The organism is Planctomicrobium stercoris, assembly GCF_051465655.1.
GTDB lineage: Bacteria > Planctomycetota > Planctomycetia > Planctomycetales > Planctomycetaceae > Planctomicrobium.
The window spans coordinates 2849443-2869795 of sequence record NZ_CP195791.1 but is presented as its reverse complement, the minus strand read 5'-3'; the positions used below and the strand labels follow the sequence as shown (position 1 = coordinate 2869795).

12 protein-coding genes are annotated in these 20353 nt (G+C 55.9%); 10 read left to right on the top strand and 2 right to left on the bottom strand.

All coding sequences use genetic code 11. From position 1 onward, the window contains the following. Positions 1–603: 603 nt before the first annotated feature. The 7 genes from SH661x_RS11785 (at position 604) to SH661x_RS11755 (ending at position 13263) form a co-directional block, all read left to right on the top strand. Positions 604–1281, top strand: a complete 678-nt coding sequence (locus tag SH661x_RS11785; RefSeq protein WP_437231104.1) for a GntR family transcriptional regulator — start codon at positions 604–606, stop codon at positions 1279–1281. 158 nt (positions 1282–1439) lie between these two features. Then, a complete protein-coding gene (locus SH661x_RS11780; protein WP_437231103.1) occupies positions 1440–5210 on the top strand; it encodes a PVC-type heme-binding CxxCH protein in 3771 nt (1256 codons plus the stop codon). Between the two features lie 94 nt (positions 5211–5304). Continuing rightward, positions 5305–6813, top strand: a complete 1509-nt coding sequence (locus SH661x_RS11775) for a hypothetical protein (RefSeq protein WP_437231102.1) — start codon at positions 5305–5307, stop codon at positions 6811–6813. Between the two features lie 401 nt (positions 6814–7214). After that, entirely contained in the window at positions 7215–8285 is a 1071-nt protein-coding gene (locus SH661x_RS11770; protein ID WP_437231101.1) for a DUF1559 family PulG-like putative transporter, read from the top strand. A 176-nt stretch (positions 8286–8461) separates the two neighbouring features. Further along, on the top strand, positions 8462–8950 hold the full coding sequence (locus tag SH661x_RS11765) for a hypothetical protein (protein ID WP_437231100.1): 489 nt from the start codon (positions 8462–8464) through the stop codon (positions 8948–8950). 142 nt (positions 8951–9092) lie between these two features. Further along, positions 9093–10331 carry an ISL3 family transposase gene (locus SH661x_RS11760; RefSeq protein WP_437222029.1) on the top strand — a complete coding sequence of 413 codons (1239 nt, stop codon included), beginning with the start codon at positions 9093–9095 and terminating at the stop codon, positions 10329–10331. Between the two features lie 217 nt (positions 10332–10548). Next, positions 10549–13263 (top strand): hypothetical protein, encoded by a 2715-nt coding sequence (locus SH661x_RS11755; protein ID WP_437231099.1) that lies wholly within the window; start codon positions 10549–10551, stop codon positions 13261–13263. Positions 13264–13755: 492 nt separating this feature from the next. On the opposite strand, the gene SH661x_RS11750 is transcribed toward SH661x_RS11755, so the two are convergent. After that, positions 13756–16896 carry a DUF6797 domain-containing protein gene (locus SH661x_RS11750; protein WP_437231098.1) on the bottom strand — a complete coding sequence of 1047 codons (3141 nt, stop codon included), beginning with the start codon at positions 16894–16896 and terminating at the stop codon, positions 13756–13758. A gap of 443 nt (positions 16897–17339) precedes the next feature. Beyond that, positions 17340–17771 carry a helix-turn-helix domain-containing protein gene (locus SH661x_RS11745; protein WP_437231097.1) on the bottom strand — a complete coding sequence of 144 codons (432 nt, stop codon included), beginning with the start codon at positions 17769–17771 and terminating at the stop codon, positions 17340–17342. Positions 17772–18043: 272 nt separating this feature from the next. On the opposite strand from SH661x_RS11745, the gene SH661x_RS11740 reads away from it, so the two are divergent. The 3 genes from SH661x_RS11740 to SH661x_RS11730 all read left to right on the top strand — a co-directional run bounded on the left by SH661x_RS11740 (position 18044) and on the right by SH661x_RS11730 (position 20114). Continuing rightward, complete coding sequence (locus SH661x_RS11740) at positions 18044–18940, top strand: bestrophin family protein (RefSeq protein ID WP_437231096.1); 897 nt, start codon at positions 18044–18046, stop codon at positions 18938–18940. Between the two features lie 235 nt (positions 18941–19175). After that, on the top strand, positions 19176–19391 hold the full coding sequence (locus tag SH661x_RS11735; protein ID WP_437231095.1) for a hypothetical protein: 216 nt from the start codon (positions 19176–19178) through the stop codon (positions 19389–19391). Between the two features lie 105 nt (positions 19392–19496). Further along, positions 19497–20114, top strand: coding sequence for a hypothetical protein (locus SH661x_RS11730; RefSeq protein WP_437231094.1), 618 nt, complete (start codon positions 19497–19499; stop codon positions 20112–20114). Positions 20115–20353: the final 239 nt, after the last annotated feature.

Genomic DNA, 20353 nt, shown 5'->3' with positions numbered 1-20353 from the left:
GGAGCTGACGAAGCTCCATGAGCTGGTTTCATAACCCTTTGCGATCGCGATTCGGGAGGGCGAAGCTCCTGCTGAGCCGCATAAAAGACCACACGTTCACTGGTTTGAGGCTCGGCGGGAGCCTCGCCCTCCCAGTTATGAAACCGCCTCATGGCGTTGCTGCTCTTCTTTGAAATCGGCGATGAGGTGATCCCTGGAGGAGGATCACACGGAAGCCGCATTCGAAATTCCAGCCTGGCCTTCTCAATGACTCGGGAAGAGCGACCCCCGGGCCGAATGCCCATGTCTCCAGACTCGTGAGCGCGTGCAAAGACAGCCAAAAACGGCTCTCCTCCACGGTCGGCTCAACATCTGCCTGAAAGCCTGTCCGCCCCGTATCGACGCGGGCAGTGCCTCACAGGACGAGCCACTGCAGTTCCGCCAGATAAGCGTATCGCCCCGGCGGGCGCAGCCAGGTTGAACGAGTCGCTGTCGTGAAGACCTGCCCATGACAGAACATCAATTGCATGTTGCAATCAGTGTTGGTACACTGTCCGTGCACAAGCGTGCTGGGGCGTCCCTCGACCACCCCCGAAGACCAGCCTCCTACGAACGGCTAGTTCAATGGCAAAGCGTTCCCCTTCCAAACAGATCCTGGGAAAGATTGCCCCTCAGGCGGTCAAGGCGCAACGAGTCTTCCTCGACTTACGTTCCAAAATACTCAGTGGGCATCTGCCGGCCGATTCGAGGCTGACGCTTCGTCCGTTGGCGTCGCAGTTCGGAACTGGAATCAATGCCGTTTCCGAGGCCATTAAAGCGTTAGCTGCGGAAGGGCTCGTCGAGTTGGAAGGAAAAGCTGGGGCCCGGGTCATTCCGCGAAATCTGAAGCGGGTCTGGGGGGATTTCACATTGCGAATCGCTCTGGAATGTGAAGTGGCCCGGCAGTGTGCGGTGCGTGCGGACGATATTCAGCTTTCGGTGCTGGAGAGCCTCGCAGTGAAAGTTGATAGTCTTTTTGCGGAAGGTGATCGCCTGGAGTTGTGCCGCGCGGCGGATATTCAATTTCATCTGGCTCTTGCTGAATGTGCAGGGGTGCCGCAAATCCGCGAGACTTTACTGCCGCTGCTCGACAGACTTGTTTCGCTGGATCAGACCGAAGCCAGAAGCGCTGAGATTCCCGGTCAGAAGCACATTGAAGTTTACGAGGGTTTGCAATCAAGAGATCCGGTTGTTGCCAGCAATGTCATGCGGCAGCACCTTGAGCATTCCATGAATTTGTCGCTTGCGGTTTTGTATTTCTGACTTCGGCTTTGGGGTCAGTCGATCTGGCAACAACAGCGCATGGTCCCGCGAAGAGTTTTCGCCCCTGGCTCTGACAGAGTTTTCGCAGGCACCAGCAGGGTGGATGACCTGAACCCTTCCCGGCGCGTCACACAAAAACACCATTCGGAAGAACGTCCATGATCAAGTCTCGTCTGGTCTTCCCCATTGATGTCACGCTGTATTCCCGGGCTATTGTGTTCTCGGCAGCAGTCGCGGTCTCACAGGTCACGTCCTTCCTCTCTCCGATTAAAGCCGCTGAACTCGTCCATGATGTCTGTGTTCCATCAAGCGAGGCGTTTTACTCTCAGGCAGTCAGAGATTCTGCGGGGCAGGTGTGGAAGCCGCTCTTCAACGGGCAGAATCTCGATGGCTGGAAGGTCGTCCTGCAGAATGCCGCACCGGGGGAAGATCCGGAATCGATCTTTCAGGCTGTCGATGGCGTCATCCACGTTTACAAGGATACTCCGGCAGGCAAGAAGATGCCCTTTGGTGTGCTCCTCAGCGACGGCTCTTATTCACACTACCGGTTTCGATTCGACTTCAAGTGGGGCGAAAAGAAATTCGCCCCTCGCGCAGATCAGATCCGTGATGCCGGACTGTTGTTCCATGTCATCGGGCCGGAAGCCATCTGGCCAATGAGTGTGGAATGCCAGGTTCAGGAAGGAGACGTGGGGGACAATTATCTCGTCTTTACAGCGGGTGACGTACCGATTGATCTGTCCAATCAAGAGACGACATTCGCTCCTCAGGTTTCCACTTTGACCCGTTTCTACCGGCCGCGCCGGGGCTCTCGCATTATCAAAAACAAGACATTGGAACACGATGGCTGGAATACGGTCGAAGTCATTGTTCGAGGGACTTCCGCTGTTTATCTCGTCAACGGGGAAGTCTGCAACTACGTCGTGAATATGAGCGCGCCAATTGGACCGAATGAAGAGTTCAAGCCGCTCGATGCCGGACGACTCGCATTGCAATGTGAAGGGGCAGAGCTGTGCTACCGCAACATCGAATTGATGCCACTTCCGGAAGCAGTCACCGATTCAGAGTTGTCCAGCTCTTCGGCTGCGGATGAGTCGACCGCGCCGGTGCCAGCGCTCAGTCCGGAAATGAGTCGGAATGCATGGTCCGTTCGACCTGGCTACCGTATCGAAGTCGCTGCAAACGAGCCGCTGGTGAGGGATCCAGTGGCGATCGACTGGGGACTGGATGGTAAACTATGGGTCGCCGAGATGGCCGACTATCCACTCGGACTGGATGGTCACGGCAGACGGGGTGGCCGCATCTGCTTTCTCCGCGACCTCGATGGTGACGGCCATTATGACGCTTCAACGCCGTTCCTGGATGGAGTGAATTTCCCGACAGGAATCGTGGCCTGGGGGAACGGCGTGATCGTGACGGCCGCCCCCGAAATTTTCTACGCGGAAGATGTCGACGGCGATGGCCGGTGTGACGTTCGAAAGGTTCTCTTTAGTGGGTTTCAGGAAGGAAACCAGCAGCTGCGAATGAATGGACTCCGGTGGGGGCTGGATGGCTGGCTGCACTGCGCCAGTGGAAGCCACGATGCCAATTATGGAAAGGTCAGCCGCATCCGTTCTCACATGACTGGTGAAGAGTTGGTGATTGGAAGCCGCGACTTTCGATTTCGGCCCGCGACCGGTGAGATCGAGCCTCTCCCAGGTCCTTCTCAATTCGGTCGCAACAGTGATGATGTCGGCAACTGGTTTGGAGTTCAAAACAGTTTCCCGCTGTGGCACTATGTTCTCGAAGATCGCTACTTGCGAAGAAACCCCCACGTTCCAACCCCTGAGGCCCGTCAGCTCCTCAGCAAAGCGAATCCCCGTCTTTACCCGGTTGCAGTCAATGGTTCCGGACCGACGTCACAGGCCCATGTGGGACGGTTTACGTCAGCCTGTTCAGGCATGATTTACCGCGACAATCTGCTTCCGCTGGGGGAGGGCGTTACTCACGCATTCACCTGCGATCCGGTGCATCATCTGGTGCAGCACAATCTGCTCACCCGCTCCGGATCGACGTTCCTGATGAACCGTGATGCAACGGGGGACGAACTTGATTTTCTGGCATCGGCCGATCCGTGGTGCCGACCGGTGATGGTTCGAACCGGCCCGGACGGTGCCCTGTGGATTGTCGACATGTATCGCTACATCATCGAGCATCCGGAATGGGTCACCGGAGATGCGAAAGAAGAAATGATGCAGCATCTCAGGCTGGGGGATGGACGTGGGCGAATTTTCCGTCTGCTCCCCAGCGAAGGACCGGCCCGATCGGTCCCCGACATTCTCCATGCGTCTCCTGCAGAACTCGTGGAACTGCTGACTGGCACCAACAGCTGGGTCCGGGATTCGGCACATCGTCGGCTCGTCGATCTGCACGAAAAGTCAACGATTCCGGCTCTTCAGAAGCTACTCCTGGATTCGAAAAGCGTCCCGACAACGCTTCACGCAGCTTATGTGTTGAATTCACTGGAGGTGCTTGACTCAGAAGATGTGATCACCATGCTCAGGAACCCATCCGAGGATGTCCGGCGTCACGGACTGATCCTGGCCGAGACGATCGACTCGCCGAGTCCGGAATTGCTGCAGCGAATCTCCGAACTTGCCTCAGACCAGAACGCCATCGTTCGACTGCAGGTGGCGTGTTCACTTGGCGAGTGGAACAATCCCGTCATTCATGACGCGCTGGCCCGCTTGTGGACGACAACTGAACTGGACGATTCATTCCTTCAGGGAGCATTGCTCAGCTCACTGAATCGAGAGAATATCGCAACGGTCATGGCAGCAGCAGACGGGATGAGCCTGAAATCCCCGGCGGATCAGGCACGTTACAGCCTGCTCATTCGCCAATCACTCGCGTTTGGACACCTCGAACCGGTCAAAGCCGCTCTGCGGCCTGACCGGCAGACTCCCGAAGAAGTGGCCCGGGCTATTCTCCTGATGGACATCATCGAACGGGAGCCGGCGGCCTCGGCTGCCAGATCGTTATTGGATTCTGCGACCGTTTCACGGTTGTGCCAGTCAGCAACGTTATTGCTTTCTCAGGCGGATCAGCCTGAGGCAATTCGCGCAGCCTGCACGCTGTCGCTCTTTCGTCGTTCCCAGACGATCGAGGAGGACCGGACTTTAACTCGCCAGCTGCTCAGCCAAAACCCTTCGGCGATACTGGCACAGGCACTGTTCAGGCATCTCGGTTCGCAGCCCGACTCCGGTTATGCCGAATTGTTACTGAGTGGGTGGTCAGGATACGCGCCGAGTGTGCGGAGCCTGGCACTGGAGACATGGGCATCGCAGCCGGGATGGTACCTCCGGTTTTTAAAGGCCATCGACCAGAAAGAAATCGCTCCCGGAGAAGTCTCGCTCGCACTGCAGCAGCAGTTCCTGTTAAACAGCACCGCGAACATTGCCAATGAACTTGAGCAGCGATTTCAGTTAAACGGTTCGTCGACCGAGTCGCTGCAAGAGATTGTAAATAACATCAAGCAGCACAACGGAGAAGCCACGCGCGGTAAAATCATCTTCCAGAAACACTGTGCAGACTGCCATCAGTTCCGAGAAGAAGGACAGGCTGTCGGACCGAACTTGAGTTCTTTGACCGGTCGAACTCTGGAGACCCTCGTGGATGCGATTCTCAGTCCGAACAAGGCAGTCGAACCCCGTTACCTCAACTACACGGTGGCATTGAACGATGGACGCATCCTCTCCGGGATCATTGAGGCTGATACGGAAAGCAGTCTGACGTTGCTGAAAGCGAAAGCGGAGCGAACCCCTGTGTTGCGAACCGAAATTGACGAGCTGCGTTCAACAAACAAAAGCCTGATGCCTGAGGGCTTCATCAAGACGATCAATCCACAGGAACTGGCAGATCTGATTCAGTTCCTTCAGCTCAACGAGTAACTTCCCGGGCGAGGCTGATTTTTCATCACGCTCAGGAGACGCTTCAGTTCCTGCCTTTGTCGAGTGAACCAGGAATTTCAATAGAAAGAACACCATGTCTTTGGGTCTCTTAAGGTGTGTCAGAGTCCTTGTCACAAACTGGACCTGGCGTCATGGGCTGACAGCCATGCTCGCCTGTGCGATCTGCTCTCGCCCCGGCCCGTGCGAGGCCGGAAAGTTGTCGGTCGGCGCAGCCAGTATCAGCATTACTCCCGACGAACGAGTTGCCCTGGATGGTCAATTCGGAACCCGAATCTCCGAGAAGGTCGACTCACCGTGCATCGCCACGGCAGTCGCGATCGAAACCCGCAAACAGGATGACCAGTCCATTGATCAGGCTATCTTCGTGTCGTGTGATCTGGTCGTCCTGCGTGGAGGAACGCAGTTCTATGACGAGGTGCGAAGTGCCTTGAATGGGCGGCTGCCGGAGCACCTGCTGCCGAAAATAGTGTTGAACGCCACGCATACGCATACTGGTCCGGTCGCAGAAGAAGGGCTCTATCAGGTGCCGGAATCGGGTGTGATGAGTCCGACAGAATATCGCGACTTCCTGATGCAGCAGCTGGCTGACGTCATCGTACAGGCATGGGAAGCTCGTACTCCCGCACGGGTCGCCTGGGGGCTTGGGCATGCGGTGATCGCGCACAACCGCCGAGCGGTATATGACAACGGCACAGCGTCGATGTATGGAAAAACGAACGACCCCAGCTTCAGGGGGACCGAAGGAACGGAAGACCACGGAATCGAACTGATGTACTTCTGGAATTCCGCGAACGAGGTGATCGCCACAGTGATCAATGTGGCCTGCCCCTCACAGGAGGTCGAACGCCGAAGTACCGTCAACGCGGATTTCTGGCATCCCGTCCGCGAAAGCTTGCGAGAAAAACATGGACAGCAGCTGCACGTTCTGGCATGGACAGGAGCGGGCGGTGACCAGTCGCCTCACCTGATGTTTCGCAAGGACGCAGAAGCCCGGATGCAACGACTCAGGGGAATCGACTCGTTGCAGGACCTCGCGAATCGGATCGTAGCTGTCTGGGAAGACGTTTATCAGCTCGTTCAGACCGAACGGCACGATGACATTGAGTTCTGCCATCAGATCAAGACAATCCAGCTTCCCTACCGAAACATCACGCAGCTGGAAGCGAAAGCTGCAAAGGCGGCCTATGAACGGATCCAGGACACCCCTCGTACCTGGGCACACGACTGGCACCTGGATGTCGTCACGCGATTCGAACAGCAGCAACGAAGCGAGTCAGCACCGTTCGAAATGGAACTGCATGCGGTTCGGATCGGTGATGTCGCAGTCGTCACGAATGTTTTTGAACTGTTTACAGATTATGGCGTGCAGATGAAGGCACGCAGCCCGGCGCTTCAGACCTTCGTGATCCAGCTTTGTGGCGGGGGAACATACTTACCGACAGAACGCGCGATGTCTGGCGGAGGTTACAGCGCCATTCCGCAAAGCACTCCCATCGGCCCTGAAGGAGGGCAGGTGCTGGTGAATGAAACCATTGCTTTGCTGGATCAGATCTGGAAGCAGACTCCACCGCCGGCAAAATAAAAGCGGAAGAAGATGTCAGCCTCCAGGCGGCTTCATCTCATCGCGTTGAGTTGGACAGTCGTGTCATGAGGATCACGAATGATCTGTTGACAGTAATGTCTTCTGATGTCAAGATCCGTCACTGTTGGTACAGTGATTGATCGAACAATTATGATTTAGCATTTTGCCGTGATGTGCATGAAACGGCGAGAAAATCCGGCAGTTTTCTCATTGACTGCACTTTAAACGTGCAGTGTTTGAAAAGTTCGAGAACCAGCAATTTCACAGGTCGCCAATTTCGGTGATGAAAATCAAGGATCGAACTTGCCTCGACTTTGGCATTGAAAGTGCAATCTCTTTCAGGCGGTTTCTGATGTCTCGTGGAAGTCGTTTCTGTCATCTTTGTAAGAGGGGTTTTGCACATGTTCTCTTGCAGTCTTACGCAACCAGCCAGCCCTGAATTCTCGATACGCCCGCAGTTAAATCACCGTTCTCGCGCGTTCACACTCATTGAACTTCTGGTTGTCATCGCCATTATTGCTGTGCTGGTCGCTCTGCTTTTGCCCGCCGTCCAGCAGGCTCGGGAAGTTGCCCGCAGGTCCCAGTGCAAGAATAACCTGAAGCAGACCGGACTGGCTCTTCATAACTATCACGAGACCTACAACAGATTCCCGCCGGGTTGTTTCGGGAATTTGACGCTTGATTCCCGTGCTGCCAACTGGCGAGTTTCGTTGCTCCCCTATCTGGATCATGCGAACGCCTATCAGCAGATCGACTTCAGCACAGGGATTTTTCAGGCCCAGAACGGGACGCTTCTTCCTGTACTGAGAACCCTGCGCGTGATGACCTATCACTGTCCATCCAGCGCTTTTGGACTGACGAACGCGACCGATCTGCCAAGTTCCGTACGTACCACGGGGGCGAACATTTACGCGAGTCAAGTTGCAGACTATGTCGGAATTCTCGGAGCGTATCCCGACCCCGCAGGCCGAAGCAACGTCTGCTCAAGCTACAACAGCGCTCTTTACGATGGCGCGATGTGCGATAACGGCATCATGACAACCTATCGCGGGACCAGTTTGCGCGATTCTACAGATGGAGCATCGAATGTCATGATCATCGCGGAGCAGTCGGGGAGCGTGAACAATAAAGAGATCAGCTCGAACTCCCGCGGAGCCTGGCATGGCTGGGTCTTCAATAACTCCAATCTGTTTACTCCGGATTCCAAAGTGAACAGCTATGAAAACAGCAATGCCTTTCCGAGTTCACTGACGACTGTTCGACATACTCCGAATGCCTTCTCCATGACAATGCCACACTCAAGTGCAGGTTCGCCAGCGAGCCCCAATACCGTCTTGAACTCATTTCACGTCGGGGGAGTTCATACTCTTCTGGCCGATGGTTCGGTGCGGTTTGTGTCCGATTTCGTCAGCATGGTCACGTTGCTGCGGCTCAGTGCCCGGGACGACGGCAATGTGGTTGCGGACTATTAACATCAAGTCAGTGCACTTTCAATGTGTGTCCACAGTGGCCCTGAGTTGGACAATTTTGTCGTCCGCTTCGTCAGGACCCGACCTCGATGGGTGAACACAATGTGATTTGCGGGTGGCTTTCAGCATCCGTTGTGGATCGAACTCGGCAGGTGTGACAAGAGAGGATTCATTCTTCGATGCGAGGGCAATCAAGTCCGAAGTTCAGACTGGCACAGCCGATGACTGCATGCACAGCTTTGCGAGTGCACGTCGCGATTCTGGCGCGTGCGGTACCGCTTCTACTGATGGCCACGATACCGGCAAACGGTTGTGCACGACGGCCCAGCAAACCGGGGAAGGCGATCACCATTACGTTTTCACACCAGGGAGCCCCACTGCATGAAGGGCAGGTGGATCTCTCGGCGGATGGAGGAGGAGCTTACCTCAACGAGCAGGGAGAGGCTCATTTTAAGTATGTCCCATACGGACGTTACAGCGTCACCGTATTTCCCCCGATTGATCCGAACCGGGAGAGTTCCATCGAGACCCGCAATCCGCCGACTGTTGCTCAGAAGAAGCAGACGGTTGTCATCCCCAGGAAGTATCGTGATGAAGCGACGAGTGGAATGGAGATTGAAGTGAGTTCAGATCAACCGGCACGATATCATTTTGACTTGAAACTGTAGGGTGCACTTTGCAGCACCGGTGCCGTCCTCTGCAAGGTCGCGGAGCTCGCTGGGGCCTCACATCGAGGGGTCTTCCCGGAATTTTGTGGGTGAGGTTGTTTGAATCTGGCGGGAGTGTGGTCAGTTTTGGAAGCTGTTGTTCATGAACACACTTTCTGAGCATTACGGGTTGTTGCTGGGGCTGGACCGGTCCTGGCGGGTGGTGGATGTCGATCTCTCGCTGGAGGAGAAGCGGGTTCAGATTCAGATTGAGCATGTGCCGGGAGCAGCAGTCTGTTGTCCGGAATGTTCGGCGGTGCGGCCGCTGAAGGATCATGCTCCGCAGCGGTCCTGGCGGCATCTGGACACCATGCAGTTCGAGACCCTTCTCACCGCTCGCATCCCTCGCACCGAGTGTCCCGACTGCGGAGTGAAGACGATTGAAGTCCCCTGGGCCGAGCCGCACGGACGGTTCACATTGGTGTTCGAAGCCTTTGCCGTTCGTCTGCTGCAGGTGGCCAGCAGCATCGAGAAGGCCCGGCTTCATCTGCGGCTGAGCTGGATGAGCGTGCAACGGATTATGGACCGAGCGGTCGAACGGGGATTGATCACTCGAGACCTGACAGACATCAGGCATGTCGGCCTGGATGAGAAGAGTTTTCTGAAGGGGCAGGACTACGTGTCTATCATGACCGACATCGATGGCAGCCGAGTCCTGGAAGTCTCCCCCGGACGTGACGAAACCGCAGCCGACACGCTGTGGAACACCTTCTCCTGGGAGCAGAAGGAACAGATCGAAGCGGTGGCGATGGACATGTGGCAGGCGTATCAGAACAGCGTGGATGCTCATGCTCCTGATGCAGAAGTCGTGCATGACCGGTTCCACATCGCCAAGCATCTGAACGAGGCTGTCGATCAGGTCCGGCGAGCCGAGCACAAGTCTCTGATGAAAGAGCAGGACGAGACGCTCAAGGGGACACGCTCGTTGTGGCTTTACAACCTGGAGAACCTCAGTGAGCAGAAGCGAGCGGAGTTCGAGCAGATCAAAGGTGCTCAGCTGAAGACGGCTCGGGCGTGGGCCATTCGAGAACAGTTCCGCTGGTTCTGGGACTGCCGGAGTGCGGAGGAAGCGGACGAGTTCTTCCAGACCTGGTTCAGCTGGGCCATCCGTTGCCGACTCAAGCCGATCAAGCGTGTGGCGAAGATGATCAAAAAGCGGATCGACAACATCCTGAGCTGGTTCCGCCACCAGATCAGCAACGCCGCAGCGGAAGGGTTCAACAGCATCATTCAGTCCCTGAAATCCGCCGCCCGAGGATTCAGGAACTTCGCCAACTACCGAACAAGAATCCTGTTCTTCTGCGGCAAACTCAAGCTGCTCCCAGAATCAGCAAGCCATTAAATTGTGGGAAGAACCCACATCGAGAAGTACTCCAGTCATCGCTCAATCCATGGGGTTGCCCATCGTGTCCGCGATTTTCACACGTCACGGACGGTCTCGCAAAAAGTCCCCTCGCGCTGATCGTTGCCTCGAGGCATGAGAGCACGTTGAAGCTCTGCATGAAAGAGTTTTAATAACATTCGACAACAGAGCCCTTTTCTTTCACAGAGACTTTCAAATGGTTCGCAAGAAGATGCTGCTGCTGATCCTGTTGAGTGGAGTGCTCCTTGAAATGGGAGAGAGACGTCTGCTGTCCGCAGCGGAAGTTGCCCCAGCAAGCTTCGACGAAGAAGTCGCCGCGTTTGAGCTCGCTGATCAGTCACATCTGCCGACTCCGGGACAAATCCTTCTTCTCGGCGGCACAAAGATTCGCTCATGGGACACCCAGGCCGCATTCCCTGGCCTGGATCTGCTGAAGCATGGGTTCAGTGAACTCTCAATTGAAGATCTGGCGGCGAACTTTGATCGCATCATCGCGCCGTATCACCCCCGGCAAGTGGTGATCCAGTTCGGGATCGGGGACGAATCAACTCCGCAGCAAAACGTCGATGATTTTAAGAATCTGGTGACCCGCTTGCACGAGGCGCTCCCGACGACGCCACTGGTCTGCATCGGCATTTCACCGCACTCGAAGAGTCCCCAACAGGCAGCTTTGATTCTCGAAACCAATTCGCAGATCAAAGCCATCTGCGAGACTGACCCGTTGCAAACGTTTCTGGATTTGGACGCTCCGACACGGAATGCTCAAGGGGCGCCGCGAGAGGAATTGTTCGATGCAAATGGACAGTACCTCAGTCCAGAAGGGTATGCGCTTTGGGCAAGTCTGCTGCGTCCCCATCTGGTTCCCGACCAGCGGGCCGTCCGGTTTCGAAGTATCGGTGACGCTTATCATCCGTGGACTCCCCCTGAGACTCTCGAAGAATGGAAGCAAGTCTCTCAGCGTCTCCGCGAGCAGGTTCTCGTCGCCTGCGGTCTCTGGCCGATGCCTGCCAAAGAGGAACTCAAGCCGGTCATCCATGGCCTCGTGGATCGTGGTGACTACACAGTGGAACGCGTGTATTTCGCCAGCCTCCCGGGTTTCTATGTGACAGGCAGTCTGTATCGCCCCAAAGGAAAGCCCGGCAAGCTGCCGGCAGTGCTCAATCCTCACGGGCACTGGAGCAACGGACGATTTATGGAGAACAACTCAGATATGGTGCAGCACCTGATCAAACTCGGTGCAGAGCAGTTCGAAGCAGGAGCAACCTCGCACCTGCAGGCGCGGATGGTGCAGCTGACCCGGATGGGCTGCGTGGTGTTCCACTACGATACGATCGGCGTGGCAGACAACGGCCCACTCCCGCATCGCGGCGGTCTCTCAGACACAGATGCGTCTTTGTGGCTGCACAATCATCTGGGGCTGCAGAACTGGAACTCGATCCGCGCTCTGGACTTTGTGACCAGCCTGCCGGATGTCGATCCCAATCGAATCGGGATCACCGGTGCCAGCGGCGGCGGCACCCAGACATTCCTGCTAACGGCTGTTGATCCTCGAGTGACAGCGGCCTTTCCAGCAGTCATGGTCTCTACTGCGATGCAGGGTGGCTGCATCTGCGAAAACGCGGACTATCTGCGAGTGGGGGTCAATAATATTGCTCTGGCCGGCCTCTTTGCCCCCAAGCCGATGGCAATGAGCGGAGCTAAAGACTGGACCGTGAATATCGAAACGCTGGGATATCCGGAACTCCGTAAGATCTATTCGCTGTACGGAGCCGAAGATCTGGTCTATGCGAAAACGTTCCCTCAGTTTGGACACAATTTCAATCAGGTGTCTCGAGAGGTCATGTACGACTGGTTCAACAAGCATCTGGATCTGGGCCTGCCCACGCCGGTCCGTCAGACTGATTTCACTCTCCTGACGCGGGATGAAATGACGGTCTTCAATGGCGAGCACCCTCGCCCGGCAGATTCGCTGAATGAAAAGGACCTGCGGGCCTCGCTCCGAGCGCGGGATCGAAAGACATTCGAAGACATTCTCGCTGGCCCCAGCGAACGATATCAGGAGGTCATCGGCACAGCCTGCCGTGTGATGCTTCCTCCAAATGACGGCCTGATCACCATCGAACCCTTTACAGAAACCCATCCGGAAGTGGCTGGGGGTTCAGTCCGGAACTTCGTTGCACTCAGTGGGAATGCCCGCGTGCCGGTCACCCTGGCGTCTCCACAACCGTCCCTGGCCAATGGCCGGGTCGTACTCTGGCTGGACGGGGCAGGACGAGCCCATCTGCGAGGGGCCGATGGAAAATTTACGCCAGAGGTTCTGCAACTGTTGAGCGCAGGGTTCTACGTCTGCTCGGCCGATCTCTTTTTGACCGGCAATTACGCTGGCTGCAAAGATCGCTACGAAGTTCGCATGCGTACGCCCAGCCCCAGCCACGAGTCCGATCCGGTCGACGTGGAGTACACGGGATTTCTTTATGGATACAACCATACGTTGCTCGCCGAACGCATTCGAGATATTCAGGCTGTCGAGAAGTCGTTGCAATCGCTTGGATTTTCGACAGTCACGCTCGTTGGAACCGGAGACGCCGGCGTCTGGGCTTTGCTCTCCCGGGCACAGTCATCGAACACGCAGATCGATCTGGTGCTGGCTGACCTGAACGGCTTCTCATTCGGGGGCCTGAAAACCAATACATCAGCCGAGATGCTTCCCGGTGCACTGAAATATGGCGGAGTCGGCGGTCTTTCCGCATTAGCGTATCCGCTTCCCCTGACGATCCACGGAGCGACGGACAGTAATCTGCACGAACTGACTCCACTTTCCATCCGCTATCAGCAATCACAGGAAAATCTGAAGCTCACCAGTCTTCCCCTGTCGCGTGCAGACGTCGTGAAGGTCCTCACCAAGAAGTGAAGCTGAGTAGATGAGCACCTGGCCAGAAGACAAAGAAACCCCAGCAGACAGGACGGGTGACATTGCAGTTCGAGAGATGTACGGGAACGAGGGGATTTGCTGCGGACTGCAGTTCTCGCGGACACTTCGTGCCCTGGAATTCCGACCACGCGATTTCGCGCGTCCCACTCGAGAAATGAGACTCGCCAGACCAAGAGTGATGCTGCAAGCTGAGCCCACGAATCAGGCGACGCATCACACGCGCGTTGAGCCTTCATCCTCTGTCGGTTTCTACGGAAACACATGCATTAGAGCGGTTTTGCCAATAATCTATTACGTTCCGCAGGCGATAATATGAACTTTCATGCGGTGAAAACGCTGAATCGCCTGCACATGATAGACCAAACTGGTCTAGAGCGAATCTTACGACAGTGGGGCGTTCCGGCGGCGATAAACACAGCTTCCGAACGACAAATCTCCCCGAATCGACGCCACACACCCCTGAGACAGGGGCTATTCCGCAGTCACCGACAGGACGCCGTTCATGACCGACCAGTGACCGGGGAATGTGCAGACGAATGGATATCTGCCGGGTTCCTGGGGAAGTTGAAAGAAGATGGTCGAATTTTTTCCGGGATCGACGATATCGACATACGCCAGAACGTCGTCCGACTCTGGAATGTACTGTCTCGGGTAAGCGTCCGGGTCCGAAACCAGCTGGTTGGAAAGCTGACCGATCGCCTCGAGCTTTCCCGGTTTGATGAGAGCCCAGTTGTGGGGGACGACGTCGGCGTTCTCAAAGGTGAGTTCGAGAACCTCTCCCGGTTTCGCAACAATCTCTCGCTGATCAAACTGCAGATTCCCTGCAGTGCGCAGCGTGAGTTTGCGTGCATTCTCCAGCTTGTGTCGCCACGGATTGGGTACGCGTTTTGTCTGGAATGCCAGATCCTGAATGATCGGATGAGGCTGAATCACCTTGTCGACTTTCTTGTACCCAGGGAACCGCGAGAATGGCTGGTCGAGCTGATGGGCCGTGATGAAGAGCGTCTGCGGCTGGCGATCATCGATCCGCAATCGGAGATGAATCTGGTTTACGGGTTGGATCTCAGGAATTTCCAGGAACAGCGAACGTCCGTTTTCAAGGACGTGCGCCGACTGAATGACCAGCGTGTCGTGTCCAGGGGTTCCCGGGTGTGAAGGAGAAAACTCCGGAGACCCATAGGCAGCACTGTACCGGTAGTTCCAGCACTGGGCGAACTGGTTCGCCACTTGAGATGCAATCTTCTGATCAAGCGGTTCTGAAAAATCGACGCGAATTCCGCTTTCATGAAGATGAAAGCCGATCGGGAGTTGAACAGCATCTCCCGTGTATCGAACACGTTCGAAACATCCGTCGTCCATCGCAAAGGCTCCCCAGCCTCCTTGCCCGGCGACGTACAGCTGGCCGTCATGCGGGCTGAACTGTCCGCGGTGGATCCCGGAGCGGAAGTCGCCCACCATAGGAACAATCGCCCCCTGAATTTGTCCTCCCACTTCATCGGTTAAGACCAGATAATGCCGTGCCATTCCATAGGAGAAGTGCAGCATCAAGTCCTTGAGTGGCCCCCAGCGGTCGCTGGAAATGCGGATCTGTCCGCCGCTGGAGTTGTCCTGCCCCCGAGGCAGATAGACCAGCGGCAGTTGCGGAGGCAAGCCGTTCCGAGGCCCTCCAAATCCGAAGAATGGAGTCTGACCAGCTGGCACTTCAGTCTGGCGAACAGCACAAATCATGGAAGCAGGAGTCCAGTTTCCCTGCGAACATGGAATCGTGACCGTCCCATCTGCCATCACCCCGATGCCATCCGGATTCCGGAAGCCGGTGGCCAGAACGGTGACGTTTTTCCCGTCGCGGGAGATCTTGAGCAGTCCTTGCTTGGTCGACGCCGTGTAGAAATTCCCGTCCGCATCGCGATCCAGTCCCAGCGTATAGTCATGGCCAAACGTCGAGATGTCATAGCTGTTGCAGAAGCACTCATGGAAGTCGTATTCGCCGTCTCCATTCAAATCATGGAGTCTGGTGATCTGGTCTCGGCCGAGAACGAAGACACCATCATCGCCAACGACAATCCCCTGAGCCTGATGCAGACCGCCAGCCACCTTTCGCCAGCGGACTTCGCGTGAGGGAAACGCATACCCTTCCGCCCGCCAGACATCTCCCTGCATCGTGCAGATGAGAGCAGCCCCCTCCGGCAGGAACGCCACTCCGCCACAGAACAGCAAGTCGTTCCGGGGGTTGTCGAACGGCAGGTGGATGGTGTCGACCGCGTAAGGCTGGCCGTTTCCGATTTCCACCGGACAGACAATTTCTTCCGGCCAGTAAGCTGGCCCTCCATGAATGAGGTGACGTAAAGGATCGTGCTCCGCCGGGGCAACCGTTCGCTGAAACTTTCCATCTTCGGCCCAGGGAGCGTCGAGATATTCCACGTTCCCGATCCGATACGCGAAGATCACCCGATTCCCGTTGCGGTAAAACCCATGGTACTTGAAGTCTTCACCCAACTTGTTGCAGTCCGGCTTTTCGAGCAGTTGACCGCCCGGCTTGAGGCCATCCATGAATCCGCGACGTGCGCCGGGGAAGTCCAGAAACTTTCCTTGCCAGACAGCGTCATAGCACAGCGTTTCCGGGTTGAAGCAGGCCCCGAAGTCACCATTCTCGCCCAGCCTGACACAGACACCGCGAGGAACTTCAATTCCGTCTGCTCGAAAAATTCCTGAGAGAACCGGACGGATGTCAGTTTCATTCCACCGGGGATCGACTTCCTTGGCGACCTTGCGGAACTCATCTGTTCCCCCTTCTCCCTCCAGCCCGGGGTATTCGGATAGGAGGGGAGGGACCGGCGACTGCAGACGAAAATAATCCGCCTGCTTGTCGTAGAAATCGTAGAGGCGATGGGCGTTGATCGCCTCAACATGATGCGACCAGTGCTGGGGGACTTGTGGGGCAAAGTCATATGTGAATTTTGCGGGTCCGTGTGCATGCAATGCGGCATGTTTGAAGATCCCAGCGACATTCTCGGCAGAGATCCCGCCGTCTCTCTCCAGGCTCAGCAGAAAGCAGAGCAGGTCCTGTTGCTGCAGGCGGCTCATCTGGGCTGTGAGGCCCTCGGGCATCAACGTCTCTCCAGCTTTTCGTTCATCGATATCGTCCAGCGCGATTGCGGTCGTCTGATCGTTTGCGGGATCCAGGAGAGTCAGCTGAAGGTCGGTTTCCTCCTTCAGGTAGCCTTTGAGAATCTTTCCGTCCTCAGTCACCACAGTGTGGGTCATGAACTCCTTCTCAACATGGCGGCGAGGCCAGTAAACCGATTCGACCAGATGCTGCTGGGGTCGGGTTGGTGCGGTTTTGGACAGGTCCGGACCGACACGACCACCATGCTCCCCCACCTTATGGCAGGCAATGCAGGCGAACTTGGGCGACGCGAAGACAAGAGCCCCTCGCTGGGGGTCTCCATCCCGGGCGGCTGCCACCATGTCCTCGACGAACATTGGTGAGTACTCAGGTGTCGCAGCGGGGGCCTTCTGCTGTGACGACGGAGAAGGTTCTTCTCCCTGCATCATCGCCGGGGAGCAGATCAGGAGTACGACCGACAACAGGATGGGGCGAAGCGGAGTCATGCTGAGTGAATTGTCCGGGCGAGGGATGAACGGATTTCGGAGTGAAGCGGGAAGGGCAGGGTGGGGGCAGACCATCACAGATTCGGCACCGATTTCAGCATTTCTACAATGTTCAACTGGAAGCAGACGGCTACTCTCTCTTGAAGCTGCAGGAAGTCTGAACCAGACGGGAGTATCTCGTCTGGCTGTTGTTTAGTCTCAAATTCGATGTATTGAAACAACGATTTCAGGACGCCATCAATTGTTTTGCAACCCGTCAGGTCCTACCGCACACTGGACAACTGAGAGGAAAAACATGATCAAAGTCGATCCGCTTCCACGATATTCATGATCTCGACCAGCCCTCGTGCCAAAACTCAAAAAAACTGCAGATGGCCTGCCAGTCGCGATGTTTCAATAGTAGAAATCCGCGAAGAAACTTCGCTACTCAGGCGGTCGTAAAATTATTCGCCTTTTTCGTCACCACGAATTTTGAGTCGGTACTGCCCCGGGGTCAAACCCAACTTTTCACGGAAGCGCTCACATAACGACTGAGAGTGGCGAAACCCGCTTCGCTTGGCGATTGTTTCCAATGAGAGGTCCGTCTCGTGGAGTCGTTTTTTCACCTGCTCCAGCTTCAGTCGAAGAATCTCCGAATGAGGTGAGCGGCCGATCGCTTCCTGCATTCTTCGATCCAGCGTGCTGCGGGAAAGGGCGACCGCTCGTGAGACGTCTGCCACACTGATCTCCTCACAGGCATGTTGCCGAATGAACCGCAAGGCCGAGGCCAGTTCCGGATCATCGATGGCAATGATGTCTGAAGACTGCCGTGTCTCGATCCCCAGAGGTGGAACCAGAATCGGCTCCGAGGGGGCAGCCCCACCTGCCATCCCCATTCCAGTTTTTCAGCCAGGGCGGGACTTTTGATTCCAGGGCCCTGCTCTCAACGAACACCGACCACTTTGCGTGCGTCGAAAGATATCGACAGACCCCGCGCAGCAGGCCACGTTCGTAAAAACGGGAGGTTTCAATCAGAATCGCAACATCCGGGACACGTTGAGCACGAGAGATGTCCTGAACAGACTGCAGATGGCATTCAACGAACGGCACCGCTACGATCTTTCGACTCGCGGAAGCTGAATTCAGACAGGATGCGCAACGAGATCAAATGATCGAATACAATCGGTACAGTTGGTGGAAGACGACTTTCAGCTGGAAGGGGACACCTCTCTCGCGCGTGGCGGGACGAGTTCTCCTCTTTACCAGTTACGCAGCGTTGGTCCAGTTTGCATATCAAGCCGGTTTGAGCACCGGGCTTTATGAAAAGTATTTCGGAATCGATCCGGTGGCGCACTCTGTTCTCGGGTCGTTACTCGGTTTCCTGATCGTGTTCCGCATGAACTCGTCAAACGCCCGCTATTGGGAGGGACGATCGAGCTGGGGACAGATCATCAATGCCAGTCGCAATCTGGTTCGGCTGGGGAGCGAATATGCGACAGAAGGCGGGGATCTGGCGGGGCTGGTCACCGGTTTCGCGATCTGTCTGCGGCGGGCTTTGCAGGGGCATCGCGATACGGAGGACACGGAATACTATCTGCCGGAACCTGTGCGGCGATCCGTCGCTGCGTTCGGCAATCCCCCGACCGGAGTCGCTGCAGCGATCTCGGCCTGGATCGGTCGACAGTTTCGGGCTGGAACGATCGACGCAATGACAGTTCGACAAATGGAAGAACAGTTATCAAAACTGGTCGATGCACAGGGGGCCTGCGAGAAAATTCAGAAAACGCCGTTGCCGTTCGCCTACGTCGTCATGGTGAAGCAACTGATTCTCGTCTACCTGATCACGCTCCCGCTGGTGTTGTGCGAACGCTGTGGATGGTGGTCACCACTTCTGATGATCGTGATTTCCCTGGGCCAGTTCGGAATGGAAGAGGCCAGCGTGGAAATCGAAGATCCATTCGGGACCGATGACAACTGTCTGGATATGCAGTCCTACTGCCTGACGATTGCTCGCGATACCGGCCAGCTGGCCACCCGCTCAATGCGCTCCATCAGTGAACAGTAACGTCGGTGGTTCAGGTTGGAGCCAGATCCCGGGGCCCGACCGACCGAAAAAACCGACATGTGCCCGTTTCAGCGTTGGAGTACTGAACCAACTGGCCGCAGCCATGAGGCGGTTTCATAACTGGGAGGGCGAGGCTCCGGCCGAGCCTCAAGCCAGTGAACGCGTGCCTTTTATGCGGCTCAGCAGGAGCTTCGCCCTCCCCAATCGTGATCACAAAGGGTTATGAAACCAGCTCATGCTGAGCACGTCACAGCGGCAGAGACTGGCCCCACGGCTGATCGAGATCACCTTATCTGGAGATGCGTCCTTGAGGATGGAAGCAGTGCGGAGGTTGATCGATGTCCCCGGCGAGTCGATCGATGAGGTGCTGAAGAAACTTGCGAATGACAAGAGCCAGCCTGAGCGACTCCGGGCCGAAACTGTCTGGGGCCTGGGGCGACGCGGGCTCTGAGATCTGATCACTTTCCTGCTCAGCCTGAAGTAGAGGACTTCAGGCCGACAGACCTATGACAGGCCGTCAGGCAAATGCACTTCCCGATGAGGGGGCTATCGGCCCATGAACACAGAACCCCGAGAGACCAACATCATGAATCGCACACACTTCTCCGGTCCTGTCCTGATCGTCATGCTGTCAATGACATTATGGGCCGAGACTCCCCCCAGATCTGCTGTACCGGCCATCTTTACTCCCAATAGCCGCGTTCTCTTTCAGGGAGACTCCATCACCGATGGAAACCGCGGTCGAACTTCCGACCCCAATCATATTCTCGGTCACGGTTATGCCTTTTTGATCGCTGCAAAATTTGGAGGCGAAATTCCAGAGCTCCTGTCGCGACTGAAGATTGCGGTTCCAACACGAACTCTTCTCCATAAAATATCCAGCATGGTCGCAAGTCATCAGAGCACGAAGCTTGAGCGAGTGTCCTCGCGCAAAGGGGTGAGCGGTTGCATTTCCAAGAAAGAGCTTCATTCCAAATTGCCAAAGGCACGCCAAGCAGGCTGGGTTTCGCTTCACTCAATCCAGCCTACATCACTACATCACTACATCACTACATCACTACATCACTACTACATCACTATCGATAGACAATCCACGCAGCGGCAGACAAAGACATTATCACTACAATGCAGTACAAAAAATACGAAAGCGAAAGTGGCACTTTACCAAATATGACCAACAAGGCAGCAAATAATGTCTGCCCAACGATAAACGCCAGCAATGCACTGTTCAATTTCATAATTTCACCGGAGACACAAAAGTCACCAAGCCCCGACTATGTATTGAATATGTCATCGGGAGGAGTTTTATCAGGACAGCAGGCCATTGGTGGAGCAACTGGAGGCGCAGCCGGACCGCAGGCCTCATCAGCAAGCCAACGACACAACGCCCACCCTGAATACGCAGTACCAATT